A 23,840-nucleotide genomic window follows, 5' to 3' on the forward strand; every position below is an offset into this window, starting at 1 on the left:
GGCGCCGGCGCTGAAGTCAGGCGCCGCGACCGCCGCCCGTTCGCGGGGCCGCGGCCAGAATTGCACCGTTTGCGGTCCTTAGCTAAGCGAAGGGTTATGCTGCCGAAGGGCGCGATTCGCGGAATCATCGATGCTTCCGACGAAGCCGGAGAGCAGACCGTCCAGCGCCGACGTTCAACCGCACTATCGGTAGGCGGAAGGCGGTGAGATGGGGAAAGTCTCGGTCGCCGGCATACTCAAGCGGCATTGGATTCCGCTGGTCTTCATCGTGGTCATCGCGATCTCGAGTGTGATCGTCAGTCGACTGCACAAGGTGTTCGCCTCCGAAGACCTCAATCCTCACGCTGGTACCGGCATCGAAATCGTTCAGTTCAACCCGAAATCCGTCGCCTACGAAGCCTTTGGGCCACCCGGCACCACCGCCGACATCAACTACTGGGACGCCGAGGCCAACGTCCATCAGCTGGTAGGCGTGCCGCTGCCCTGGACCTACACCGTGGTCACGGTGCTACCCGCCGTCATGGCCAACATGATCGTGCAGGGCAACACCGGTGAGATCGGCTGCCGAATCAAGATCGACGACCGGCTGCTCGACGAACGCCGTGCCACCGGCCTCAACGCCCAGACCTTCTGCCTGGTGAAATCCGGATGATCAGGCGGATCAAAGAGCAGCTGGACCGCCACCAGGATCCGCACGTCAAGCGGCCCTTCTTCGCGCACATGCTGCGCATTTTCGCGGTGCCGATCATCATTGCCTGGATCGTGCTCACCGTGCTGGTGAATGTCCTTGTCCCCCAACTGGAAGTCATCTCCGAGGAACATTCCGCGCCACTGGCACCGGTCGATGCGCCGTCGATGATCGCCAGCAAGCTGGTCGGCGAGAACTTTCAGGAGTACAAGTCCAACAGCACCGTGATGATGGTGGTGGTCGGCGAGGAGGAACTGGGCGAGGCCGCCCACCACTACTACGACGAGATCGTCGCGAAGCTGGTCGCCGACAAAGACCATGTCGAGCATGCCCAGGACTTCTGGCGTGACCGACTGACCGCGGCAGGCGTTCAGAGCTCTGACGCCAAGGCCGCCTACATCATGCTGAACCTGGTGGGCAACCAGGGCATGACCGAGGCCAATGACTCGGTCGTCGCGGTCCGCCAGGCCATCGACGACACTCCCGCGCCGCCCGGGGTCCAGGCTTACGTCGCCGGACCTGCTGCCCTGACAGCGGACCTGCGCGAGATCGGCGATTCCAGTCTGGTCAAGATCACCCTGTTCACCATCGCCGCGATCGCGATCATGCTGCTGATCGTCTTCAGGTCGGTGTCGGCGATGTTGACCCAGCTGTTCCTGACCCTGCTCGAGCTGATCTGCGCCCGCGGCGTGGTCGCCGTCCTCGGCTTCAACAACGTCATGGGTCTGACGACGTTCGCGGTCAACATCATGGTGATGCTCGCGATCGCCGCCGGCACCGACTACGGCATCTTTCTCATCGGCCGGTATCGGGAAGCCCGGCTTGCCGGCGAGGACCGGGTCGACGCCTACTACACCACTGTGCGCAGTGTCACCCCGGTGGTGCTGGGTTCGGGACTGACCATCGCCGGGGCGTCGGCGATGCTGTACTTCACCAGGCTGCCCTACTTCCACACCATGGGCATTCCGGTCTCGGTGGGCATGCTCGTGGTGGTCGGCGCCGCGCTGACCCTGGGACCGGCCATGCTGGTGGTGGCCACCAGCTTCGGCCTGCTCGAGCCCAAAAAGGCCACGCGGGGCGGGTTCTGGCGCCAGGCCGGTGTCTCGGTGGTGCGCTGGCCCGGACCTATCGCGGTGGCCAGCCTGGCGATCATCATGATCGGCCTGGTCGCCCTGCCGGGATTCAGACCGGGTTACGACGACCGCAAGTACCTGCCTGCCGACACCCCGGTCAACGTGGCCTATGCCGCCGCGGAGAAGCACTTCTCGGCGGCCCGAATGGCGCCGGACATCACCATGGTCGAATCCGACCACGACATGCGCAATCCCGCCGACATGCTGGTGCTGGACCGGGTCGCCAAGAACATCATGCGCGTGGTCGGCATCGGGATGATCCAGGACATCACCCGCCCGCTGGGAATTCCGCTGCAGCACAGCTCGATACCGTTCCAACTCAGCGTCTCCAACCAGCTGATGATCCAAAACATGAAGACGCTCAAGGACCGGATCAAGGACATCGACACCATCTCCCAGCAACTCGACAAGGACATCGAGCTGCTGATCCAGATGTATGGATACCTCCAGGAGGTCGACCGAACATTCGACGACACAGCCGAGGTCACCCAGCGCACCGTGGACGTCTCCGACCGGATCCGCGACCACATCGCCGAATTCGACGACCAGTTCCGTCCGCTGCGCAGCTACTTCTACTGGGAGCCGCACTGCTTCGACATCCCGATGTGTAACGCGCTGCGTAACACCTTCGACGCCACCGACGGGATCGACCAGCTCGCAGAGCAACTGCACTACCTGTCCAACGACATCACCAAGACGGCGCACCTGCTGCCGCAGGCGGTCGAACTGCTGCCCGCGGTAGTCGACACCATGCGAATCATGCGCGGGCTGGTGCTGACCGTGCACTCGACGTTCTCGGCGTTCATCGATCAGATGGAGGACTTGAGCAACACCCAGATCATGATGGGTCAGAGTTTCGACGACTCCAAGAACGACGATTTCTTCTATCTGCCCGCAGAAGCATTCGACAACAAGGACTTTCAAACCGGCCTTCGACTGTTCATGTCGCCGGACGGCAAATCGGCGCGATTCTTCGTCACCCACCAGACCTATCCGGCGACCGCGGAGGGTATCAAGCGGGTTGAGCCGGAGCGGATCGCTGCGCAGGAAGCCCTGAAGCAGTCGTCCTTGTCAGATGCCAAGGTCTACATCGGCGGCATGGCTGCGCTCTACGAAGACATGCAGAACGGCGCGAAGTACGACCTGATGATCGCGGTCGTGGCGTCGCTGACGTTGATCTTCTTGATCATGATGATGATCACCCGCAGCCTGGTGGCCGCCGCGGTCATCCTCGGCACCGCATCCAGTTCGATCGCCGCGTCGTTCGGCATCTCAGTGTTGATCTGGCAGCACATCTTCGGCCAGCACATCTATTGGGTGACACTGGTACTGGCGGTCATCGTGTTGCTGGCGGTCGGCTCGGACTACAACCTGTTGCTGGTCTCCCGTTTCGAAGAGGAGATACACGCCGGGCTCAAGACCGGCTATATCCGGGCGATGGCCGGCAGCGGCGGCGTGGTGACCTCGGCCGGAATGGTGTTCGCCGCCACCATGGGCATCATGTTCTTCAGTGACCTCAAGGCCATCGGGATGTATGGCACCACGGTGGCGATCGGGTTGCTGCTGGACACCTTTGTGGTCCGGGCGTTCTTCATGCCGTCGATCGCGACGTTGCTGGGCAAGTGGTTCTGGTGGCCGCAGGTGGTCCGGCCGTGGGGCCCCAACAAGAACATTCGCGGGATCGCCGCGCACACCCCGCGTGAAGAGTCCACCGACACAGACAGGTTCGCAGCGCCCGCGCAGTGAGCAACCCGGGGGTCGGCGCGTTCAGACCCCACCCGGGTCGACGTCGACACACACCGCGACGGCACCGGCCCCGACATGCAGGGCCAACGTCGGGCACAGGCTGGTGATGACAGCGGGCTCGCAGATCGGCAACCGCTCCGCCAGCGCACCGGCCACGTCTTGGGCCCCCTGCGGATTGGCGACGTGATGCACCGCCAGCGCCGCAGAGCGGTCTCCCACCACATCACAGACCCGGTCGATCATCGACGCGACAGCCTTGCTGACGGTGCGGATGCGCTGCGCCAGAACGAGCTTTCCGTCCTCGACCGCCAACAGCGGTTTCAGGGACAGGGCGGTGCCCAGCCAGGCCGCCGCGCTGCCGATCCGGCCGCTGCGCCGCAGGTTGTCCAGCCGCTGCACCACCATGTAGGCGTGACCGCGTTGCACGGCGGCGTCGGCCGCCGCCGCAACTGTCTGCAGGTCGGCGCCGCCGGCCGCCGCTCTGGCAGCGGCCAAGGCCGCGAATCCGGTGCCCATCGCTGCCGACTTCGAGTCGATCACCCGTACGCCGGAGCCGACCTGACCGGCTACCCGCTCGGCAGTGCCGAACGTCCCGGACAGCGCCGAGGAGATGTGCACCGCCACCACACCGGAGCCCGCGCTGTAGGAAAGCGCATTCCGGTAGACCTCAGCCAGTTCCTCCGGACCAGCCCCGGAGGTGGTGACACGCTCGCGCGCATAGATGTCCGCGGGCACGTCGTCGACGCCGTCGCGCAGATCGGCTCCGTCGAGCAGGATGTGCAGCGGCACCGTGCGTATTCCCCAACGGTCACGCGCCTCAAGAGGCAGGCAGGCCGACGAATCGGTCACGACGACAACGCTCATCGGATGGTCACACCAACGGGCCGGGCACGCCGGCCTCACTCAGGGCTTTGAGCATCAGGTCGGCGACCGCCCGGTGCGCTTCGAAGTTCCAATGGATGCCGTCGGGATTTGCACGCCCGCTCATGACCTCTTCGCCCACTGCGGCTTTCAGGTCCACCAGGGGAACATCGTGTTCCCGCGACCAGGCCGTAATGGCACGCACGGTGGGTTCGCGCCCCTGGTGGGCGCGGCCGTACGTGTCAGCAATGTGCACCGACGGCAGCGAAGCCACAATCGGAATGCCAGGACGGTTGAAATCGATTGCACCCCTGGTCATCTCAAGATACTCCACGGTGAGATGCGGCGGCAGCGCCGCCCGCGCCACCGGCGAGAACCGGGGCTGCAGCCAGCCGTAGCCGTCTCGGACCCAACGCCGCAACCAGGTCGGCCGCACGTAGCGAATCAACTCACGCAACGCCGTCGGCCACACCGACGGCAATGAGTCCATCCCGCTGGTGGCGAAGATGACTGCCCCAGCCCGGGGCAGTGCCGCCCACGCCCTCGGGTCCTGGGTGGACGCCCACCAGACGTCGCGGCTGGTCCAGCCGATCCGGCCGATCAGTTCGACATCCCAGTCCAGCTGGCTGGCAACGATGTTCGGCCAGATCCGCGGATCGTCGGCCGGCAGGCCACCGGTGGGCCCGTAGTAGGACAGCGAATCGGCGAAGACCAGCAGCGTGGGACGGGCCGGTGCGGGCTTCCAGCCGTCAGAGGACTTAGAGTTCACAGTCGGCCACCTGTGCTGAGGCATTCCAGACGTCGAGACGCCATCGCACGTCCGCGAAGTCGTCCTGGCCCGGATCCGAGCCGGCATCTGGACCGTCGGAGTATCCGCTGAGCTGGGTCCAGCTGGCGTTGGCCATCCCGCCCAGCACCGGCCAGTTCTCAACCGGCAACCGCAGCAAGGCCGCGGTCAGCGCGGCGATCAAGCCGCCATGGGCGACCAGCACCACAGGCTGATCGGCGTGATCGGCTCTCCCCCAGTCCGGTTCCCCGGCCACCAGCTCGCGCACCAGCGGAACGCTGCGCTCGGCCACGTCGATTCGGCTCTCCCCACCGTGGGGTGCCCATCGGGCGTCGTCGCGCCAGGCCAACCGGGCTCCCGGTGCGGCGGCGTCGACCTCTTCGTGGGTCAGTCCCTGCCAGTCACCGAGATGGGTTTCCCGCAGCCGGGTGTCCACCCGGACCTGCAACCCGTTGTGTTCGGCCAGCACGGTGGCCGTGTCGTAAGCCCGCCACAGGTCCGAAGACACGATCAGCAGTGGGTGCCGCTTGCGCAGTACCTCCGCCGCCGCCTCCGCCTGCGCACGGCCAAGGTCGCTCAGAACCGTGTCCAACTGGCCCTGCATCCGGCTGCCGGCGTTGAACTCGGTCTGTCCGTGTCGCAGCAGGATCAGCCTGCGGATCCTCACGACGCGTCCTCGGGCGCCTGCTCACCGGCTGGGCCCTCGAGGTCCACCGGCACCAGCGGGCAGTCCTTCCACAGCCGGTCCAGCGCATAGAAGTCGCGCTCATCCTGGTGCTGGATGTGCACGACGATGTCGACGTAATCCAGCAGGGTCCAGCGCCCCTCCCGAGTGCCCTCGCGGCGCGCCGGCTTGTAGCCGGCTAGGCGCATCTTGTCCTCGACCTCGTCGACGATCGCGTTGACCTGTCGCTCGTTGGACGCCGAGGCGATGACGAAGCAGTCGGTGATGACCAGTTGCGCTGAGACGTCGATGACGACGACGTCGTCGGCCAGCTTGTTCGAGGCGGCGCCGGCCGCCACGGTGGCCATCAGCACGGCCTCGGGTGTCGCGGTCATTGTTGGTCTCCGGGGGTCGGTTGGTAGAGGCGGCGCTTTGACACGTACTGGACCACCCCGTCTGGTACCAGGTACCAGATCGGGCGGGATTCTGCCGCGCGCCGGCGGCAATCGGTGGACGAGATCGCCAACGCCGGCACCTCGACCAGTGTCAACGCGTGCGGAGGCAGGGAGCCGAGCGCATCAGCGAGATGGTCGCCGTTGAGCTCGTAGCCGGGCCGGCTCACCCCCACAAACCGCGCCATCTCGAACATCTCCGGCCAATCCTGCCAGGACAGAATCGTGGCCAGCGCGTCTGCACCGGTGATGAAGTAGAGCTCGGCATCGGGGTTCTGTTCTCGCAGGTCACGCAAGGTGTCCTTGGTGTAGGTGGGACCGCCGCGATCGATGTCGGCGCGGCTCACCGAGAACCGCGGGTTCGACGCGGTGGCGATCACCGTCATCAGGTAACGGTCCTCTGCGGCGGTGACGCGGCGTTCCTTGAGCCACGGTTGCCCCGTCGGCACGAACACCACCTCATCGAGCCCGAATAGATCGGCCACTTCGCTGGCGGCGACCAGGTGGCCATGATGGATGGGATCGAACGTCCCACCCATGACTCCAAGCCGCCGTTTTCGCACGATAGGCCAGCTTACTTGGGGTCCTCGACGGCACGAGCGCACTGGTGGCACCGCTGGGGTGCGGCGCGGTCGGCGGACGCGGCGAGCTACTTTCCGCTTCGGCGTACGCTCATCGCAGGCGCAACCCCCCGTTGCTGCCGCGAAGCGGATGCCAATCGTGTAGAAGATGTCTGTGGAAGATTTTCCGTTGAGTTCAATTGATCGCGCCCAGGCGACCAAAGACGCCATGCTCAGGCGCTTTCACACTCGGGCGCAGATCACCGGCGAGATCAGGCTGCCGGCCGTGCCGAGCATGCTCGATGAATACGTGTCGATGTGCGCGAGCGTGTTCGCGGGCCTGGGCAAGCCCTTCAGCGACCTCGAACTCAACCGCCTCAGAGAAGTGCTGGAAGGCCAACTGGCCGAGGCCTACTCGCACTCGCTGCGCTCGAACATCATCATCTCCTACAACGCCCCGATCGGCCCCAGCCTGAACTACACGGTCCGCGCCCAGTGGAGCAGTGTCGCGGAGGCATACGAGGCCTGGCTGGCAACGCGGAAACCACCGTTGTTCGGCACCGAACCCGACGCACGGGTTTGGCACCTCGCTTGCGAGGCCGACAATCCGGCAGCCCATCGGGTGCTCGAGATCGGTGGGGGCACCGGGCGTAACGCCCTGGCGCTGGCGCGTCGCGGGCATCCGGTCGACGTCGTCGAGATGACCCCGAAGTTCGCCGAGATGCTCAGGACCGATGCCGAGGCGGAATCCTTGGACGTGCGCGTCATCGTGCGGGACGTGTTCGCCGACGCCGACGACCTGCGCGACGACTATCAGCTGATGGTGCTTTCTGAGGTCTTGACCGATTTCCGGTCCACCGAGGAGCTACGCAGCCTGTTTGAGCTGGCCGCCCGCTGCCTGGCTCCCGGTGGACGGCTGGTGTTCAACAGCTTCCTGGCGCACGACGGCTACGAACCCGACAGCGCGGCTCGGGAATTCTGCCAGCAGGTGTACTCGGGTCTGTACACCCGCAATGAAATGGCGGCAGCGACGGCCGGACTGCCCTTGCAGCTGCTCTCCGACGAATCCGTCCATGACTACGAGAAGGCGAACCTGCCCGACGGTTCCTGGCCGCCCACCAGCTGGTACATCGAATGGGTCAGCGGGCAAGACGCGTTCCGAACCACGCGTGAAGAAAGCCCGATGGAGTTGCGCTGGATGATCTTCCAGCGGACGCATTGAGCGTCCGGGCCTACTAGCGCCGGGCCAGGCCGTCGTCGATCATCTGCTGGAAGTGCTCCACGACGGAGTCGGCAACCGGCCGGAAATCGATGGCCAGCTCAGTACGCGCACGCGAACTGTCCAGGCATAGTGGCCAGCCGACATTGTGCTCGACAAACGGGCGCGTCAGCCCCGCCACCGGCGCCACCAGCTTGACCATGAACTTGGGCAGCTCGCAGGTCGGGAAGGACAGTCGGGCGCCGAAGTGTCGCCGCAACATTCGGCTGAGTTCCAGCATGCTGACGACCTCGGAGTTCACCACGTAGCGCCCCTGCGCCCCGGGCGTGTAGCCGGCCGTGATGTGCGCGCGGGCCACGTCGCGCACATCGACGCAGCCCATCTGCAGCGCGGGAGCACCCAGTGCCATCGACATGTCGATGAAGTGCTGCATGGTGTCCATGCTTCCCGAGGCGCTGGCCGTGGTCAGCGATGGGCCCAGCACCAGGGAGGGGTGAATGGTGACCAGGTCCCAGCGCTGCTGGGCCTGCTGAATCTGCCAGGCCGCCCGCTCGGCGACCGTCTTGGAGTAGGGATAGGGCTGGTGCTCGGGTGTGCTGGTGGTGTTCCAATCCGCCTCGGTGAAGCACGCCTTGCCCTGCATATCCGCGTTGTCGCCGTAGATGGCCGCCACGCTGCTGGTCAGCACCACCCGGGCCACCGAAGGGGTGGCATCCACGGCGGACAACACGTTGCGCGTGCCTTCGAGCGCGGGCCGTACCAGTTGCCGGTCGGCGTCGCGGATGGTGCCGAGCAGGAACGGTGAGGCGGTGTGGATGACCAGTTGGCAGCCCTGCATAGCCTCGGTGAAACTGCCCGGTTCGAGCAGGTCCGCCCGGTGCAGGCTCAGCTGCCCCGGGTGCCGCTCGGCAAGCGCGTGCAGATGTTCCAGGCCGCGGGGCTTGTCAGGATCACGGACGGTGGCCCGGACTTGGTGCCCGTCCTCGAGGAGGTGGCGCACGATCCAGCTGGCGATGTAGCCGCTGCCGCCGGTAACCAGCACGGGTGCACTGGAATCGATGGTCGTCATGAACCACCCTCTCTGATCGTTGTCCGGGTACGCCGGCAGCGCGCGAACTCGGCGTGGGGCTAGACCGGCAGCAGAGCGTCGATGACCCCGGCCAGCTGCTTGGCCGAGCGGCATTCGTGCATCGGGATGACGTCGGCGTAGCGCGGTACCGCGGAATCCCCACTGCCCCACAGGTGCCGGGGCTCGGGGTTGAGCCAATGCGCGTGCCGGCTGGCGGTCACCAGATGCGACAGCACTTCCACCCCGGGGTTTCGGTAGTTGGTACGACCGTCACCGAGCACCAGCAACGCGCTGCGCGGCGACACCACGTTCGGGTAGTTCTCGGCGAACGAAACGAACGCATTGCCGTAATCGGAATGGCCGTCGCGGGTATAGACCCCGGACTCCCGGGTGATCCGCTGGATGGCCACCGCCAGGTCGGCCTCCGGCCCGAACAGATGCGTCACCTCGTCGGTGGTGTCGATGAACGCAAAAACGCGGACCCTCGAAAACTGTTGGCGCAGTGCATGAACCAGCAGCAGAGTGAAGTGACTGAACCCGGCGACCGACCCGGAGACATCGCACAACACCACCAGCTCGGGCCGGGCGGGACGCGGCTTGCGCAGCACCACGTCGATCGGCACCCCGCCGGTAGACATCGACTTGCGCAGGGTCTTGCGCAGGTCGATGGTGCCGGCACGGGAACGTCGCCGGCGCGCGGCCAGCCGGGTTGCCAGGGTGCGGGCCAGCGGCGCCACCACCCGGCGCATCTGGCGCAGCTGTTCGCCGGACGCACGCAGGAACTCGACATTCTCGCTCAGCTGCGGGATTCCGTACATCTGCACATGCTCGCGGCCCAACTGTTCGGCGGTGCGCCGCTTGGTCTCGGCGTCCACGAGCTTGCGCAGCGCAGCGATCCGCTGCGCGGCCATCGCCTTGGCGATCTGCTCCTGGGAGGGGCTTGGTTCGTCACCGTAGGGCGCGAGCAGCCCGGCCAGCAGCTTGCCTTCCAACTCATCGAGCGCCAGCGCTTTGAGCGCCTGGTAGGCCGAGTAGGACGGGCCCCGGCTGGAGCGGTATTGCCCAAAGGCACCGACGATCGCCGCGATCATCGCGGACAACCGGGGATCGGTGTCGGCGAGGTCGGGGTTCTCGGTCAACAGATCGAGCAGCATGGCCCGCATGTCTTCGGCGTCCTCCGGCAGCGGCACATCCTCGGCCGGCTGCTCGTCGCCATCGACCACGACCGTGCGCCCGCCCAGCGCGGCCGGGAACCACAGATCGAACATGGCGTCGTAGGTGTCGCGGTGGTCGGGGCGGCGCAGCACCGCGCAGGCCAGTCCTTCCCGCAGCACCTCCCGGTCGTCGAGCCCGATCACGGTCAGCACCCGCCCGGCGTCGACTGTCTCAGAGGGGCCCACCGAAATCCCCTGCCCGCGCAGCGCTTCTACGAACCCCACCAGATGCCCCGGAATTCCATGCGGGGCAAGGGGTTGCGGCGGGCGGGTACGGCGCACCATCAGACGGCCATCAGTTCAGTCGCAGCTCTCCGGACGCCCGCACCTGATCGGATTGGTGCTTGAGCACTACCCCCAGGGTGGCCGCGACGGTGGCGTCGTCGATGGTGTCCATACCCAAGGCCAGAATGGTGCGGCCCCAGTCGATGGTCTCGGCCACCGACGGGAGCTTCTTGAGCTGCATACCGCGCAGCACCGCGATGATGCGAACCAACTCGGCGGCCAGATGTTCGGGCAACTCGGGCACCCGCGACAGCAGAATGCGGCGTTCCAGGTCCGGATCGGGGAAGTCGATGTGCAGGAACAGGCAGCGGCGTTTGAGCGCTTCGGACAGTTCCCGGGTCGCGTTGGAGGTCAACACCGTGAACGGGGTCCGCGTTGCGGTGATCGTGCCCAGTTCCGGGACCGTGACCGCGAAGTCGGAGAGCACCTCCAGCAGCAGGCCCTCGATCTCGATGTCGGCCTTGTCGGTCTCGTCGATCAGCAACACGGTCGGATCGGTGCGCCGGATCGCGGTCAGCAGCGGACGCGTCAGCAGGAACTCCTCGGAGAACACGTCCATCTTGGTGGCGTCCCAGTCCTCGCCCTGACCGGCAGTGTTGCCGGACTGAATACGGAGGATCTGCTTGGCGTGATTCCACTCATAGAGCGCCCGGGCCTCGTCGACACCCTCATAACACTGCAGCCGCACCAGCCCGGAGCCGGTGGCCGCGGCGACCGCGCGGGCCAGTTCGGTCTTGCCGACCCCGGCCGGTCCCTCCACCAGCAGAGGTTTGCCGAGCCGGTCGGCCAGGAACACCGCGGTGGTGGTGGCGGTGTCTGCCAGGTAGCCGGTCTCGGCCAGCCGGCGCGCGACGTCGTCGATGTCGGAGAACAGCGGCGCCTGGCGGGCCGGGGTGGCGGGGCTGGCGGGTTTTTCCATGCGGATGTAACTCCTTCGAGGCGCCTTAGACGGGACGAGTGTGGCCGTCACCCCACACGATCCATTTGGTCGATGTCAGCTCCGGCAGCCCCATCGGGCCACGGGCGTGCAGCTTCTGAGTGGAGATGCCGATCTCGGCGCCGAAGCCGAACTGCTCGCCGTCGGTGAAGGCCGTGGAGGCGTTGACCATCACCGCTGCGGCGTCGACCTGCTCGCTGAATCGCTGGGCAGCCGCCATGTTGGTGGTGACGATGGCCTCGGTGTGGCCGGTGCCGTATTCGTTGATGTGGTCGATCGCGTCCTCGAGCCCATCGACCACGGACAGCGCGATGTCCATCGCCAGATATTCACGGCGCAGGTGGTCCTCGGCAGCGGCGTCGTCGGCATCGCCATGCACCGCGACCCCGGCCGCGGTCAACGCGTCCACCAGCCGAGGCACTGCGGATGCGGCGATGGACTTGTCGATCAGCAGGGTCTCGGCGGCGTTGCAGACGCTGGGCCGACGGGTCTTGGAGTTCAGCAGCACCTGCTCGGCGATGTCGAGGTCGGCGGCCTCATGGACGTAGACGTGACAGTTGCCGACGCCGGTCTCGATGGTGGGTACCAACGCGTCGCGCACCACGGCTTCGATCAACCCGGCCCCGCCGCGCGGGATCACCACGTCGACCAGTCCGCGGGCCTGGATCAGGTGGGTGACGGTGGCGCGATCGACGGACGACAGCAGCTGCACCGCGTCGGCGGGCAGGTCCTCGCCCCCCAGGGCGCCACGCAGCACGTCGACCAGGGCCTGGTTGGAGTGGGCCGCCGACGAACTGCCGCGCAGCAGTGCGGCGTTGCCGGACTTCAGCGTCAACCCGAATGCGTCCACAGTGACGTTGGGCCGGCCCTCGTAGACCATGCCCACCACGCCGAGTGGGACGCGCTGCTGCCGCAGCAACAGTCCGTTGGGCAGGGTGTAGCCGCGCAGTACCTCGCCGACCGGGTCGGGTAGGCCGGCGACCTGCCGCAGTCCGGCGGCGATCCCGTCGACCCGGGCCTTCGACAGCGCCAACCGGTCCAGGATGGCCTCGGGCGTCCCGGCGTCACGGGCGTTCGCGACGTCGCGCTCGTTGGCCGCCAGGATGTCGTCGGCGTGGGCCAGCAGCGCGTCGGCTGCGGCGTTCAACGCACTGTTCTTGGCTGCGGTGGACAACGCCGTCAGGGAACGCGAGGCGACTCTCGCGCGGCGGGCGGCGTCGTGGACCTCTTGGCGCAGGTCGGGAAGCACGGGGACGCTCATCGTGCCAGAGTATCGGCGAACGCCCGATCAGGTAAAACGGCCCCACTGTGTTGACGTGCGGCGACCCGCTACGAAGATGCCGCGGGACGCCGCTGATCAATGATGCGGCCCAGCTCTTGCAGCAACAGCGGCTTGGTCATCACCAGTTCTTCGATGTTCTCGCGGTCGATGACTACCGCGGTCACTTCCTCCAGGGCGTGCGCGTCGAACAGACTGGGTTGCCGGGTCAGCGTGGTGACTCCGAGAAACGCACCGTGCCGCAGCGTGGCGTCCGACCAGGCCGGATCCGCACTGGTGAGCCGGACACTGCCCTCGGTCAGAAATGTCATCGCGGTCGGCACCTTGCCGGCCCGTTGCAGGGCCTCATCCCTGCCGTAGCGGACCACCGTGGCGTATGACTCCAAAGCGCGCTGGTCGTCGTCGGTCAACCGGAGCGCGGGTGCCACTACTGACCGCAGTGCCTCAGCCACCCGTTCCGGTGTCGAGAACACGTCCTCGGCTTCGTCAAGGTGTAGTCCCTCCCTTCGGGCGGCATACCAAAGCCATCGCAGGAAGGTGGTCTGCGCCGCACCGTCGTCGGCCGGTGAGCCCAACGCAACCGTGGTGCGGTACTGGCCACCACCGAGCGCCGCCGAATCCGGCGCCTCGCCGGTGGTTCGCATCGGCAGAGCGGTCGCAACCCGCGACAACAAGGCGCACACCTGATCCGGCGGATCGATGACGGCGAATGTGGTCGTGATCGATACCCGGTGGGCACCGCCGGATCGACTGATGTTGGTGAACGAGGTACCGGCCAGCACCGAGTTCGGCGTGACCTGTAGCCCGTCGGCGGTGCTGATGTGCACCGCCCGCCAGTTCACTTCGACGACCCGGCCGCGCGCGGTGGGGGTGGAAAGCCAGTCGCCGATCCGAAATGGCTGCTCGAACAGCATGAACAGGCCCGACACGATCTGGCCGACCGAATTCTGCAACATCAGGCCGATGACCACCGACGTGACACCCAGCGCGGTGAACAGGCCTCCGATTCTGGCACCCCAGACGTGGGACAGGATCAGCGCCAGGCCCACACCGATCAGCAGGAATCGTGCGACATCGACGAAGATGGTCGGTATCCGGCTGCGCCAGGAGCCTTTCGGCGCGCTCTGGAAAAAGGTCACGTTCAGCCCCGACAGCAGCACCACCAGAACCACGAAGCCGAAAGCGGTGTAGATGATCCGCAGCGTCGGATCGTGTCCCGGTACGCCGGCGACATGCGCCAGTAACACCAGCAATGCGCCCAGCGGCAACAGGTAATTGCGCGCCAGAGCCACCGGTCGGGCGAGATGGCTGCCTCTGCGTGCCAGCGCCACATGCCCTTCGGTGAGCAGTACCAGGCCCACCGGGAGGCCGATCGCGACACCTGCCGCCCAGTACAGCCATGCCCCGAAAATGTTCACGGCGCCTCGGACAATCGCCAGGCCTGCTCCTCGGCGTCACCCATCGTGAGGGTGCCGGCCAGTGAGAATTCCGCGGTGCCGTCCAGCATGTCGCGCACCCTGGCGGTGACGTAGATGCCGGATTCCGGTGTGACTCTGCGCAACTGATAGGCCAGGTTGACGGCAGAGCCCCACAGGTCATAGGTGACCCCGGACCGGCCCACCAGACCGCTGACGACTTCGCCGGTGTCCACCCCGGCCCACAAGCTCAGCCGGTAACCGGTTTTGACGTCGAACCGATCAACGATGCGCTGCATCTCGCAGGCGAATTCGACGATACGGTGCACCCCATCCAGCCTCGGGGTGGTCAAGCCACAACCCGCGAGATAGCCGTTGTACATGGTGCGAATCCGTTCGACCCCAACGGCTTCGGCCGCTGCGTCGAACTGTCTGACCAGATCGTCAACGGTTGTCACCAATTCGCTTGCGGAGACCTCGGAGGACAGCTGGTCGATTCCATGCAGTTCGGCGTAGACAACGCTGACGTTGTGGTGCTCTTCCGCTATGGCCTGCTCGCCCCCGCGGTAACGCCGTACCACCGACTCCGGCATCAGTGACAACAGGAGCTCATCGTTCTGTTTGCGCTGCTGATCGAGCAGCTCCTCCTTCGTGCGAAGGCTGTAGCTCATCTCGTTGAATGCCTTGGTCAGTTCGCCGATCTCGTCAGCCGTCCGGGCCGGCACCGCGGCGCTGTAGTCGCCGGCGCTGATGCGCTGGGCTGCGACCTGCAGGCGGCGGATCGGCTGCAGGAAGAGTCGCGCCAGCAGCATGGCCAGCACGCAGATGGCGAAGATGACGCCGGTGGTGGCAAGCACCACCCGCTTGCTGAACGAAGTGACCGCGGCATAGGCGTCGGAGTAGTCCCTGGTCGCCAGAATCGACCACTGTAGGTCCGAGTTGGGTACGGTCAGCGGCGCGTACGCAGCCAGCTCGCGGTTTCCCAGATAGGCATACCCGTTGGTCAGCGTGCCGGTCTGGCCACGCTGCGCGGCCTCCAGTCCCGGTCCGCCGACCGGCTGCACCAAGGTGGTGGTTCCCAGCCGCAGCGCGCGTTCCACTGTCGCCTCCGAGGTCCCCGCGGCCACCGCCTCCCGGCGATACCGCTCCGGATCCTCCAGGAACAGTCGCGAATCGGAGCGCATCAGGTGGTCCGGACCTGCCAGATAGGTCTCGGTGGTGTGACTTAGCCCGGCGGCCTCCCACTCACGGTCGGCGGTCATGATCCGATTGACTTTGGCGCTGGGCAGCGGCAAGGCCAACACGCCCTCGACCGTGCCCTTGGTGCCGACCGGAGACACCAGCCAGGCGGTGGGTGTGTCCAAGTTGGGTTGGTATGGCTGGTAATCGGTGATCCAGACAAAATTGACTGCGTTGGCCGCCAACGCCTTGCGATAGGCGTCGCGCAGACCGGATTCACGGTAGGGACCGGTGAGCACGTTGGTGCCCAAGTCCACGCCCTTGTTCACCGAGTAGACCACGTTGCCCCGGGTGTCCAGAAGCAACGCATCCAGGTACTCATTGAGCCGGACGATTTCAGCGAAGATGTTGTTGAACTGGGCATTTGCCGCCGACCAGGCGCTGCCGTCCCCGGCGTCGCCGGACTTTTTCGGCTCCGCGACAATGCCCGCGGTGTAGCGGGCCTGCAGGTAACGCTGCGCGTTCGCCGTGGGCAGCAACGCGGCGATGTCCGGCTGCTCGCCGCTCCGTTCGCCCAGCGCCTTGGTGAAGTGGTCTTGGTAATAGGCCTCTATCGCCCGCTGTTGTTCGGGCGTGACTGCGGCAGTTGCGAGCTCGTCGAATCCGGCGGTAAATGCCTTGAGTGCGGTGGCCGCGGTCACTCCCCCGCTGAAAACGACCAGGGAGTTGGTCATCTCGGCAAACAATCCGGTGACCGCACGGCGCTGCGCCTCCCGTGCCTGCACCAGTTTATTGGTGGCCGCATGCTGCAATTCCTGTGCGCCATACTGGAACTCGACGAATCCGACGACTGCGACCGAGGCGACGCTGGTGAGCAACAGAATGAACATCAGCTTGGTCTGAATACTGAGCCGAGACAGCAGCCGCCAGCGCCGGCGCTCATCACTCGCCGTGGCCACTGTCGACGGTGCCGAGTCCACCCGGCCGCTCCCTTCCCCGAATACCGGATGGTTCATCACCCTAGGGGATGCACGACATTCCGCGGTCGTGAATGCGAAGCTGGATCGCATGGCGACGCGGGTGTGCGTAGTGGGCAGCGTGAACCTCGACACCGTGTTCAACGTCGCCACCTTGCCCGCCCCGGGCGAGACGGTGCTGGCCGCGGCGCGCGGAACCCACCCCGGCGGAAAGGGCGCAAACCAGGCGGTGGCCGCGGCACGGGCGGGGGCGCACGTGCAGTTCGTCGGCGCGGTCGGTGACGACGACGCCGGGCTGCGGCTGCGCAGGCACCTGCAGAGCAACGGTGTGGGAACCGACGGCCTGACGACGGTGCCCGGCCCCAGCGGTTCGGCGGTCATCACCGTGGACTCCTCCGGGGAGAACACCATCGTGGTGGCACCGGGCGCCAACGGCGGCTGGGCGCCGGATTCCGGCCAACGCGACCTGATCGCCGACTGCGACGTGCTGCTGATGCAGTTGGAGATTCCGATCCCGGTGGCCACCGCGGCGGCGCGGCTGGCCCACGCGAGCGGGGCGACGGTGATCCTCAACGTGTCGCCGCCCGCCACCGACCTGTCCGAACTGGCCGGGCTCATCGAACTGATAGACGTGGCAGTGGTCAACGAATCCGAAGCCGCGCGGTTCGATCACGAGGTGCCGCACCGGGTGGTCACCCTTGGTGCCGGTGGTGCCCGCTATCACGGTGCCGGTAGCACCCTTAGCGTGCCGGCACCGGTGGTGCAGGCCCTGGACAGCACGGGCGCGGGCGACGTCTTCGCCGGTGTGCTGGCGACCGGATGGGCCGGCGGCGTCGAACACGCACTGCTACGAGCCTGTGTGGCAGGGGCGCTGGCAACGCTGGTAGCCGGCGCTGGGGACTGCGCCCCCAGCGCGGAGGCGATCAGGGCGGCATTGAACGACATGCCGAGTTGATGCAGGACTATCAGCAAGAGGCGACCTGTTTGCGCAACTGCCGCTGTAACAGCACGGCCTCGGGGCTGAGCCCGTGCACGCTGAGCTCCTCAGCGGCGGACCCCTCTGCCGGCGAGCACCCGGGCACCCGGAGCGATCCCACGAAGCGGTGCTGATTGTCGGTGTCTTTGACCTGGGCCCACCTCAGCTCCAGCGGGTGTTCTTCGGTCGGGCCCACGGCGTGAATCACCGCGGACAGGTCGCGGAAGGCCGAGTCCTTTTCTGCGACATATACGTCCAGACCGACCACCGACTCGTGGTCGAGGCGAACGTAATATGCGACTAGCGGCAATCCCGTCAGCAGACCTTCGAAATCCTTGCGCCGCATGCTGGTCGGCACTTCGACTTCCCACGTGGGTGCCGCAGCTGGGTTGTCCGACCTGACGTAGACCGTGGTCCCCGCGTCATTGCCAAGAGCCTCCAATGCCGCGACCAGCGGCTCCATCGTCTCGGTGACCGATCTGATCGCAAGCCTCGAGCGATTTCCGTAGCGCGACCACTCGATCCAGCCAGGGGGAACGTCGGCGCGAATCCGGCGTAGCGCACGAGCGTCGGCAACAATCTGGCCCGCGGTGAGTTCAGCTTCGCACTTGATCGCCAAGCCACGTCCGACGAAGAACGTCTCGTACTGGCGATGATGCTTGAAGTCGTCATTCTTCAGATCGTTGATCCGTGTGACCACCGCGGTGATCTGGTCATCGCCGGCCTGGCTCATGACCACGTCCAGCCTGAGTTCGGCACCGTTCTCGAAGTCGTTCGAATACCGCGCGGTGGCGCTTTCGACACCGGGCATCGCGGCGATCTCGCGCTCCAAGTTGCTAGCCGCGGCACTGCGGCCCGGTGGCATGCAGCCCGCGCCTACCACCGCTAGAGCAGTGGCGACCATCGCGGAGAGAACGTCCCTGATCTTCACTGTCGCCTCTTTCGCCATCGGTATCGCAGCTTGGACGTCAGGGCATGGATCTCCCTGTCAGAGCGAGCAGCCGGGCCGGGGCTGGAGCATCCGGATTCGCCGGTTCGACGTCCGCGAAGTATCCGTGTTCGCGCTGTGCCCGCAGAATCGAGATCGCACGATCGAGAAGGTAGGCGGCGAGATCATCGTCGAGCGTTGATGCGGCATCAAGGGTGCTCTCCATGTCCCACGCATGCACCGCAAGTTCCGCAACCCGCATTCGCAGCAGGACCGCACCACTGACTGTCTGCATCGGGTGGTGTGCACCGACCGAACCAGCCCCAGGTTGCGCAAACAGAGTTCGCAGCTCGGCGGATAGTTTGTCATGAACGGTGCGTGGATCGTTGCCGACGTGATCGGCTGCTCGGGTCCAGGCGATCTCGTCCGGCAGACCGCCGCGCAGGTAGTGGGCGTAGCGCAGCGCCCCGCCGCAGACATGACTAGCGATCTCCTTGATCGTCCAGTCTCCGCAGGCGGTTGGCCGGCCAAAGTCCTCGGTGTCGATCGACCCGAGGACTAGCGAGAACGACTGCGTCGCATGGTCGAGCATGTCGAGGTCGGTCGAGTCCACTGTTTCAGTGCCCCACACGATGACAACGCTAGCCGAACCGCTTTGCGCGTAGCTGCGCACAAGCGGTCAAGTTTCTGATTGCTTCGCCCAAGTTCTACAAAAACGGCGGACGATCAGTCAGCGGAGCTCGACTCAGACCCCGACGTTGAAACCCAGGTCGACGTCGGATGCGGCCTGCCCGCCCCGGATACCCCAGTTGTCCCGATCCACCTCGTGCAGGGTGATCATCACATGGTCAGCGGGAATATCCAGCGCGGCAAGGTTTTCGACAATCCCGGCATAGAGCAGCCGCTTGGCTTCAAGTGACCGGCCCGAGAAGCAGTCAATCGAAACCAGGGTGCGGTACTCGGGCTTCGCGAGCTGCGCCGGAACCGCAAACCGGTGCGGCTCGTGGACGACCAGCCGCACGTTCTTGTCCTTGGCCGGAATCTGGAATGCGGTCACGAGCGCGCCGTGGACGGCATCGATGATCTCGACTTCCTCGGCCGGCTCGTAGTGGCGGCGGACCTCGATCAGGACGGTGGGCATGTTTCACACCCTGCCAGATGATCAGTCCCGTTTGGCCCGCACCCATTGGATGGCGCCGTAGTTCTTGACCCGCAGGCTGGTCAGACCTTGACGTTCAAGGGTGTCGGCGATCTCGTCGTCGTCAAACACCCGGGCACCGGCCTTGGGCAGGACCCGCCACAGCCGGGAGGCCGACCCTGCGGTGGGCACCATCAGTGCGATGCGCCCGCCTGACTTCAGCACCCGCGCCATCTCGCCCAGCGCCGCCACCGGATCGGGGATGAGCTGCAAGACAGCGATCGAGACCACCGCGTCAACCGTCTGGTCGCGTAGCGGGAGTCGTTGTGCATCGGCGCGCAGGAAGCCGGTCTGGGAACCGGCCTGCACCCGTGCCGCCCGGGCGAGCATGGGTTCTGAGACATCGATGCCCAACGCCAATCCGTCGGGGCCGACGCCCTGGGCCAGCGAGGGGGTGATGCTGCCCGGCCCGCAGCCGACATCCAGCGCCACCGCGCCGGCCGGGATCTTCAGCCAGTCGATCGGGTGCTGCCAGGCTTCGAGCAGTCGGCGGGCCACCGCTTGGGCATTGTCGTAGAACATCGACCCGAACGACGAGGCCCACAGCCGTTGAATGGCACCGGTGTTCTGCTGCGCGCCCACCTGCCCTGCCCCATCGAGCAGATCGAGGTAGCCGCGGCTCACCTGCGGGTCCGACGGTGGATCGCTGAGCAGGGTAATGGCCCGTTGCAACGCCGGTGACAACGGAACCCTTCGAATCTCGGCCATCCTCCGTGCCCCTCCCTACTCTTGCGGAATCTCCCGTTCGATCTCGTCGAGCCAGATCCGCGCCGACATGTCCGACGGGGCCCGCCATTCACCCCGCGGCGACAGCGAACCGCCGTGGGATACCTTCGGTCCGTTCGGCAACGCTGAACGCTTGAATTGACTGAACGAATAGAACCGCTGCACAAAGACTTTCAGCCAGTGCCGGATGTCTGCCAGCGAATAGGCCTGCCGTTTGTCCGCCGGATATCCGGGAGGCCAGGAACCCGCTTCCACGTCATGCCAGGCGTGCCAGGCCAAGAATGCGGTCTTGGCGGGGGTGAATCCGTACCGCAACGCCTGAAACAGCGCGAAGTCCTGCAGCGAGTACGGGCCCACCTTGTCCTCGCTGCGCTGAATCTCTTCGCCGTCAGCCGCCGGCACCAGTTCCGGGCTGATCTCGGTGTTGAGCACTGAGGCCAGTACCGCGCACACGTCGGAATCGAACTCCCCGGAGTTGATCACCCACCGGATCAGGTGCTGGATCAGGGTTTTGGGCACGCCACCGTTGACGTTGTAGTGCGACATCTGGTCGCCCACCCCGTAGGTGGACCAGCCCAGCGCCAGCTCGGACAGGTCACCGGTGCCCAGCACGATCCCGCCGTTCTGGTTGGCGATCCGGAACAGATAGTCGGTGCGCAGACCGGCCTGCACGTTCTCGAATGTGACGTCGTAGACGGCTTCACCGCGGGCGAACGGGTGCCCGAGCTCGGACAGCATCAGTTTCGCGGTCTCGCGGATGTCGATCTCGGCGAACGTCACCCCCAGCGCCTTGCTCAGTGCAGCGGCATTGGCCTTGGTGCGCTCACCGGTGGCAAAACCGGGCATGGTGAACGCCAGAATGTCACTGCGCGGTCGGCTCTCCCGGTCCATCGCCCGAGCGGCGACGATCAGGGCGTGCGTCGAATCCAGTCCGCCCGATACCCCGATGACCACCTTGGGACAGTTCAACGCGCGCAGTCGCTGCTCCAGACCAGAGACCTGAATGTTGTAGGCCTCGTAGCAGTCCTGTTGCAGTCGCTGCGGATTCGACGGCACGAACGGGAATCGTTCGACCACCCGCCGCAGTCCGATGTCCCCGGCCGGGGGGTCCAGAGCGAACTCCACCCGCCGGAACGCCTGCACTGCATCCCGGTGGTGGCGACGGTTGTCGTCGAAGGTGCCCATGCGCAAGCGCTCCGAGCGCAGCAGCCCGAGGTCGACGTCGGCGACCGATCGGCGGGGGCCGTTGGGGAACCGTTCGCTTTCGGCGAGCAGGGTGCCGTTCTCCCAGATCATGGTCTGGCCGTCCCAGGCGAGGTCGGTGGTCGACTCCCCCTCTCCCGCGGCGGCATAGACGTAAGCGGCCAGGCAGCGCGCCGAGGCCGACCGGGCCAACAGGCAGCGGTCCTCGGCGCGTCCCACGGTGATCGGACTGCCGGACAGGTTCGCCAGCACCGTCGCACCGGCCAGGGCGGCCTGGGCACTGGGCGGCACCGGCACGAACATGTCCTCGCACACCTCGGCGTGCAGCACAAACCCGGGCAGATCGGTCGCGGCGAACAGCAGGTCTGGCCCGAACGGGATCTCTACCCCGCCCAGCCGAATGAGTCCGTGTTCGCCGGCGCCGGCAGCCAGCTGGCGGCCCTCGTAGAACTCCCGGTAGGTGGGCAGGTAGGACTTCGGCGCGACCCCGAGGATGCGCCCGCGGTGGATGACCACCGCGGTGTTGTAGACGCGGTGCCCGTAGCGCAGTGGCGCCCCCACCACCAAGACCGGCAACAGTTCCGTCGACGCCGCGACCACGTCGAGCAGGGCCGCTTCGACGGCACCGAGCAGGCTGTCCTGCTGGACGATGTCGTCAATGGAGTATCCCGACAGGGTGAGTTCGGGAAAGACGGCCAGCACGACACCGTCGTGGTGGCATTCGCGCGCCAGCTGCAGCACCGACTCGGCGTTGGCGTCCGGGTCGGCGAGCGTCGTACGGTGCGTGCAGGCGGCAACCCGTGCGAACCCATGCCGGTAAGCGTTGTAGAAGTCCCCAGAATGCTCCATTGCCCCCATTGTCGCCTGGACTGTGTCAACGTGCAGCTTTCGGGTATCACCAGGGCATGACCGATACCGCGGTGGTCGTCGTCGACATGCTCAACGCCTACCGCCACGCCGACGCGAAACAACTGGCCGGCAACGTCGCGCAGATCGTCGAACCACTCGCCGACCTGGTCGAACGCAGCCGGGACGCCGAAGATGTCGACCTGATCTACGTCAACGACAACTACGGCGACTTCACCGCTGGATTCGCCCAGATCGTCGCCTCGGCACTGGAGGGTGCCAGACCCGAGCTGGTTCAGCCGATCGTCCCGGTAGCCGGCGATCGGTTGATGACCAAGGTGCGACACAGCGCCTTCTACGCGACTCCGCTGGAATATCTGCTCGGCCGGCTCGGGACCCGCCGGTTGATCCTGACCGGGCAGGTCACCGAGCAATGCATCCTCTACACCGCGCTGGACGCCTACGTTCGGCACCTACCGGTGGTGATACCGATCGACGCCGTCGCCCACATCGACCCGGAACTGGGCGCCGCCGCGCTGGAGATGATGTCCCGCAACATGGCTGCTGAGCAGTCGACGGCCGAGAAGTGCCTACGCTAGCCGGATGGGCGGAACCGAGCCGACGGTCTGCGACCTGCTGACGCTGCTGGCGGGCCGACGGGTCGCGGTGCTCACCGGCGCCGGTATCTCTACCGATTCGGGCATTCCGGACTATCGCGGCCCGGACTCCCCACCGAGCAACCCGATGACCATCGCCCAGTTCACCGGCGACCGGGTGTTTCGGCAGCGGTACTGGGCTCGCAACCACATCGGCTGGCGCCACATGGCCGCCACCGCGCCCAACCTCGGGCACGTGGCACTGGCCGCGTTGGAAGAATCCGGCGTGGTGACCGGGGTGATCACCCAGAACGTCGATCTGCTGCACACCAAAGCAGGGAGCCGGCGCGTGGTGGATCTGCACGGTAGCTACGCGACGGTGATCTGCTTGTCCTGCGGGCAGACGATGAGCCGAGCGTCGCTCGCCGAGCAGTTGGAGGAGCTCAACCCGGGGTTCACCGACCGGGCTGGAAAGCTCGGCGGCATCGCCGTGGCGCCCGATGCGGACGCCGTCGTCACCGATACCGCGTCATTCCGCTTCGTCGACTGCCGGCATTGCGGCGGAATCCTCAAGCCCGACATCGTCTATTTCGGCGAAAGCGTCCCCAAAGAACGCGTCGCTCAAGCCTATTCGATGGTCGATGACGCAGAGGCGTTGCTGGTGGCGGGTTCGTCGCTGACGGTGTTCTCCGGCTACCGGTTCGTTCGCCACGCCGCCGCACGCGGTGTCCCGGTCGGGATCGTCAACCGCGGGCCCACCCGCGGCGATGAGTTGGCCGACGTCAGGATCGACGGCGGTTGTTCGCCGACGCTGGCGTTGCTGGCTTCGGAGCTAGCCTGCGAAATTTCGTCGCGGTAATCCATCAGTAGCGGCACGCAATCGCCGCGAATCCTGCACGATG

22 protein-coding genes are annotated in these 23,840 nt (G+C 66.1%); 6 read left to right on the forward strand and 16 right to left on the reverse strand.

All coding sequences use genetic code 11. The annotated features are described in order from the left end of the window. Window positions 1–208 precede the first annotated feature (208 nt). On the forward strand, window positions 209–652 hold the full coding sequence (locus ACJH5R_RS11750; RefSeq protein WP_406758535.1) for an MmpS family transport accessory protein: 444 nt from the start codon (window positions 209–211) through the stop codon (window positions 650–652). After that, on the forward strand, window positions 649–3,567 hold the full coding sequence (locus ACJH5R_RS11755) for an RND family transporter (protein ID WP_406758534.1): 2,919 nt from the start codon (window positions 649–651) through the stop codon (window positions 3,565–3,567). The genes ACJH5R_RS11750 and ACJH5R_RS11755 overlap by 4 nt, the downstream gene beginning before the upstream one ends. Before the next feature lie 21 nt (window positions 3,568–3,588). Here the strand turns inward: ACJH5R_RS11755 and ACJH5R_RS11760 are convergent, their stop codons facing one another. From ACJH5R_RS11760 to nadD, 5 genes are read right to left on the reverse strand one after another with little or no spacing between them, the layout of a single operon-like run. Beyond that, window positions 3,589–4,431, reverse strand: coding sequence for a DegV family protein (locus ACJH5R_RS11760; RefSeq protein WP_406758533.1), 843 nt, complete (start codon window positions 4,429–4,431; stop codon window positions 3,589–3,591). 7 nt (window positions 4,432–4,438) lie between these two features. Beyond that, window positions 4,439–5,221 carry a diglucosylglycerate octanoyltransferase gene (octT, locus tag ACJH5R_RS11765; protein WP_406758532.1) on the reverse strand — a complete coding sequence of 261 codons (783 nt, stop codon included), beginning with the start codon at window positions 5,219–5,221 and terminating at the stop codon, window positions 4,439–4,441. Then, window positions 5,187–5,882, reverse strand: coding sequence for a glucosyl-3-phosphoglycerate phosphatase (gene gpgP / locus ACJH5R_RS11770; protein WP_406758531.1), 696 nt, complete (start codon window positions 5,880–5,882; stop codon window positions 5,187–5,189). The genes octT and gpgP overlap by 35 nt, the downstream gene beginning before the upstream one ends. Beyond that, window positions 5,879–6,274 carry a ribosome silencing factor gene (gene rsfS, locus ACJH5R_RS11775; protein WP_406758530.1) on the reverse strand — a complete coding sequence of 132 codons (396 nt, stop codon included), beginning with the start codon at window positions 6,272–6,274 and terminating at the stop codon, window positions 5,879–5,881. Before rsfS ends, gpgP begins: the two co-directional genes overlap by 4 nt. Beyond that, the gene (gene nadD / locus ACJH5R_RS11780) at window positions 6,271–6,894 is read right to left on the reverse strand and encodes a nicotinate-nucleotide adenylyltransferase (RefSeq protein ID WP_406758529.1); all 624 of its coding nucleotides are present in this window, start codon (window positions 6,892–6,894) and stop codon (window positions 6,271–6,273) included. The genes rsfS and nadD overlap by 4 nt, the downstream gene beginning before the upstream one ends. Window positions 6,895–7,060: 166 nt before the next feature. Between nadD and ACJH5R_RS11785 the strand changes: the two genes are divergently transcribed. Then, complete coding sequence (locus tag ACJH5R_RS11785; protein ID WP_406781983.1) at window positions 7,061–8,113, forward strand: class I SAM-dependent methyltransferase; 1,053 nt, start codon at window positions 7,061–7,063, stop codon at window positions 8,111–8,113. A 13-nt stretch (window positions 8,114–8,126) separates the two neighbouring features. Here ACJH5R_RS11785 and ACJH5R_RS11790 read toward each other — a convergent pair whose 3' ends face one another. From ACJH5R_RS11790 to ACJH5R_RS11815, 6 genes are all read right to left on the reverse strand, one after another. Then, window positions 8,127–9,179, reverse strand: a complete 1,053-nt coding sequence (locus ACJH5R_RS11790; protein ID WP_406758527.1) for an NAD-dependent epimerase/dehydratase family protein — start codon at window positions 9,177–9,179, stop codon at window positions 8,127–8,129. Between the two features lie 59 nt (window positions 9,180–9,238). Beyond that, window positions 9,239–10,681, reverse strand: coding sequence for a vWA domain-containing protein (locus ACJH5R_RS11795; RefSeq protein WP_406758635.1), 1,443 nt, complete (start codon window positions 10,679–10,681; stop codon window positions 9,239–9,241). Window positions 10,682–10,688: 7 nt separating this feature from the next. Continuing rightward, complete coding sequence (locus ACJH5R_RS11800; protein WP_406758526.1) at window positions 10,689–11,597, reverse strand: AAA family ATPase; 909 nt, start codon at window positions 11,595–11,597, stop codon at window positions 10,689–10,691. Window positions 11,598–11,622: 25 nt separating this feature from the next. Then, a complete protein-coding gene (locus ACJH5R_RS11805; RefSeq protein ID WP_406781984.1) occupies window positions 11,623–12,876 on the reverse strand; it encodes a glutamate-5-semialdehyde dehydrogenase in 1,254 nt (417 codons plus the stop codon). 68 nt (window positions 12,877–12,944) lie between these two features. Then, window positions 12,945–14,312, reverse strand: coding sequence for a mechanosensitive ion channel domain-containing protein (locus ACJH5R_RS11810; protein WP_406781985.1), 1,368 nt, complete (start codon window positions 14,310–14,312; stop codon window positions 12,945–12,947). Beyond that, window positions 14,309–16,504: an adenylate/guanylate cyclase domain-containing protein gene (locus ACJH5R_RS11815; RefSeq protein WP_406781986.1), complete on the reverse strand. Its 2,196-nt coding sequence runs from the start codon at window positions 16,502–16,504 to the stop codon at window positions 14,309–14,311. The genes ACJH5R_RS11810 and ACJH5R_RS11815 overlap by 4 nt, the downstream gene beginning before the upstream one ends. Window positions 16,505–16,556: 52 nt before the next feature. Here ACJH5R_RS11815 and ACJH5R_RS11820 point away from each other — a divergent pair, with 52 nt between their 5' ends. Next, window positions 16,557–17,420 carry a ribokinase gene (locus tag ACJH5R_RS11820; protein ID WP_406781987.1) on the forward strand — a complete coding sequence of 288 codons (864 nt, stop codon included), beginning with the start codon at window positions 16,557–16,559 and terminating at the stop codon, window positions 17,418–17,420. Between the two features lie 10 nt (window positions 17,421–17,430). On the opposite strand, the gene ACJH5R_RS11825 is transcribed toward ACJH5R_RS11820, so the two are convergent. From ACJH5R_RS11825 to ACJH5R_RS11845, 5 genes are all read right to left on the reverse strand, one after another. Next, window positions 17,431–18,372 carry a hypothetical protein gene (locus ACJH5R_RS11825; RefSeq protein WP_406781988.1) on the reverse strand — a complete coding sequence of 314 codons (942 nt, stop codon included), beginning with the start codon at window positions 18,370–18,372 and terminating at the stop codon, window positions 17,431–17,433. Window positions 18,373–18,409: 37 nt separating this feature from the next. After that, window positions 18,410–19,000 (reverse strand): TIGR03086 family metal-binding protein, encoded by a 591-nt coding sequence (locus tag ACJH5R_RS11830; RefSeq protein ID WP_406781989.1) that lies wholly within the window; start codon window positions 18,998–19,000, stop codon window positions 18,410–18,412. Between the two features lie 114 nt (window positions 19,001–19,114). Then, on the reverse strand, window positions 19,115–19,510 hold the full coding sequence (locus ACJH5R_RS11835) for a tautomerase family protein (protein WP_406781990.1): 396 nt from the start codon (window positions 19,508–19,510) through the stop codon (window positions 19,115–19,117). Between the two features lie 21 nt (window positions 19,511–19,531). Beyond that, window positions 19,532–20,275: a class I SAM-dependent methyltransferase gene (locus ACJH5R_RS11840; RefSeq protein WP_406781991.1), complete on the reverse strand. Its 744-nt coding sequence runs from the start codon at window positions 20,273–20,275 to the stop codon at window positions 19,532–19,534. A 15-nt stretch (window positions 20,276–20,290) separates the two neighbouring features. Next, window positions 20,291–22,345: an NAD(+) synthase gene (locus tag ACJH5R_RS11845; protein ID WP_406781992.1), complete on the reverse strand. Its 2,055-nt coding sequence runs from the start codon at window positions 22,343–22,345 to the stop codon at window positions 20,291–20,293. A gap of 56 nt (window positions 22,346–22,401) precedes the next feature. Here ACJH5R_RS11845 and ACJH5R_RS11850 point away from each other — a divergent pair, with 56 nt between their 5' ends. Continuing rightward, window positions 22,402–22,941 carry a cysteine hydrolase family protein gene (locus tag ACJH5R_RS11850; protein ID WP_406758519.1) on the forward strand — a complete coding sequence of 180 codons (540 nt, stop codon included), beginning with the start codon at window positions 22,402–22,404 and terminating at the stop codon, window positions 22,939–22,941. Between the two features lie 4 nt (window positions 22,942–22,945). After that, entirely contained in the window at window positions 22,946–23,797 is an 852-nt protein-coding gene (locus ACJH5R_RS11855; RefSeq protein WP_406758518.1) for an NAD-dependent protein deacetylase, read from the forward strand. Window positions 23,798–23,840: the final 43 nt, after the last annotated feature.

It is taken from the genome of Mycobacterium sp. SMC-19 (genome assembly GCF_045310815.1).
Classification (GTDB): domain Bacteria; phylum Actinomycetota; class Actinomycetes; order Mycobacteriales; family Mycobacteriaceae; genus Mycobacterium.

Bases quoted from the DNA above. Each gene is read 5' to 3' on its own strand.
- ACJH5R_RS11750 (WP_406758535.1), top strand. From the start codon at position 209: ATGGGGAAAGTCTCGGTCGCCGGCATACTCAAGCGGCATTGGATTCCG.
- ACJH5R_RS11755 (WP_406758534.1), top strand. From the start codon at position 649: ATGATCAGGCGGATCAAAGAGCAGCTGGACCGCCACCAGGATCCGCAC.
- ACJH5R_RS11760 (WP_406758533.1), bottom strand. From the start codon at position 4,431: ATGAGCGTTGTCGTCGTGACCGATTCGTCGGCCTGCCTGCCTCTTGAG.
- octT (WP_406758532.1), bottom strand. From the start codon at position 5,221: ATGCCTCAGCACAGGTGGCCGACTGTGAACTCTAAGTCCTCTGACGGC.
- rsfS (WP_406758530.1), bottom strand. From the start codon at position 6,274: ATGACCGCGACACCCGAGGCCGTGCTGATGGCCACCGTGGCGGCCGGC.
- ACJH5R_RS11785 (WP_406781983.1), top strand. From the start codon at position 7,061: ATGTCTGTGGAAGATTTTCCGTTGAGTTCAATTGATCGCGCCCAGGCG.
- ACJH5R_RS11790 (WP_406758527.1), bottom strand. From the start codon at position 9,179: ATGACGACCATCGATTCCAGTGCACCCGTGCTGGTTACCGGCGGCAGC.
- ACJH5R_RS11800 (WP_406758526.1), bottom strand. From the start codon at position 11,597: ATGGAAAAACCCGCCAGCCCCGCCACCCCGGCCCGCCAGGCGCCGCTG.
- ACJH5R_RS11805 (WP_406781984.1), bottom strand. From the start codon at position 12,876: ATGAGCGTCCCCGTGCTTCCCGACCTGCGCCAAGAGGTCCACGACGCC.
- ACJH5R_RS11815 (WP_406781986.1), bottom strand. From the start codon at position 16,504: ATGAACCATCCGGTATTCGGGGAAGGGAGCGGCCGGGTGGACTCGGCA.
- ACJH5R_RS11820 (WP_406781987.1), top strand. From the start codon at position 16,557: ATGGCGACGCGGGTGTGCGTAGTGGGCAGCGTGAACCTCGACACCGTG.
- ACJH5R_RS11835 (WP_406781990.1), bottom strand. From the start codon at position 19,510: ATGCCCACCGTCCTGATCGAGGTCCGCCGCCACTACGAGCCGGCCGAG.
- ACJH5R_RS11840 (WP_406781991.1), bottom strand. From the start codon at position 20,275: ATGGCCGAGATTCGAAGGGTTCCGTTGTCACCGGCGTTGCAACGGGCC.
- ACJH5R_RS11845 (WP_406781992.1), bottom strand. From the start codon at position 22,345: ATGGAGCATTCTGGGGACTTCTACAACGCTTACCGGCATGGGTTCGCA.
- ACJH5R_RS11850 (WP_406758519.1), top strand. From the start codon at position 22,402: ATGACCGATACCGCGGTGGTCGTCGTCGACATGCTCAACGCCTACCGC.
- ACJH5R_RS11855 (WP_406758518.1), top strand. From the start codon at position 22,946: ATGGGCGGAACCGAGCCGACGGTCTGCGACCTGCTGACGCTGCTGGCG.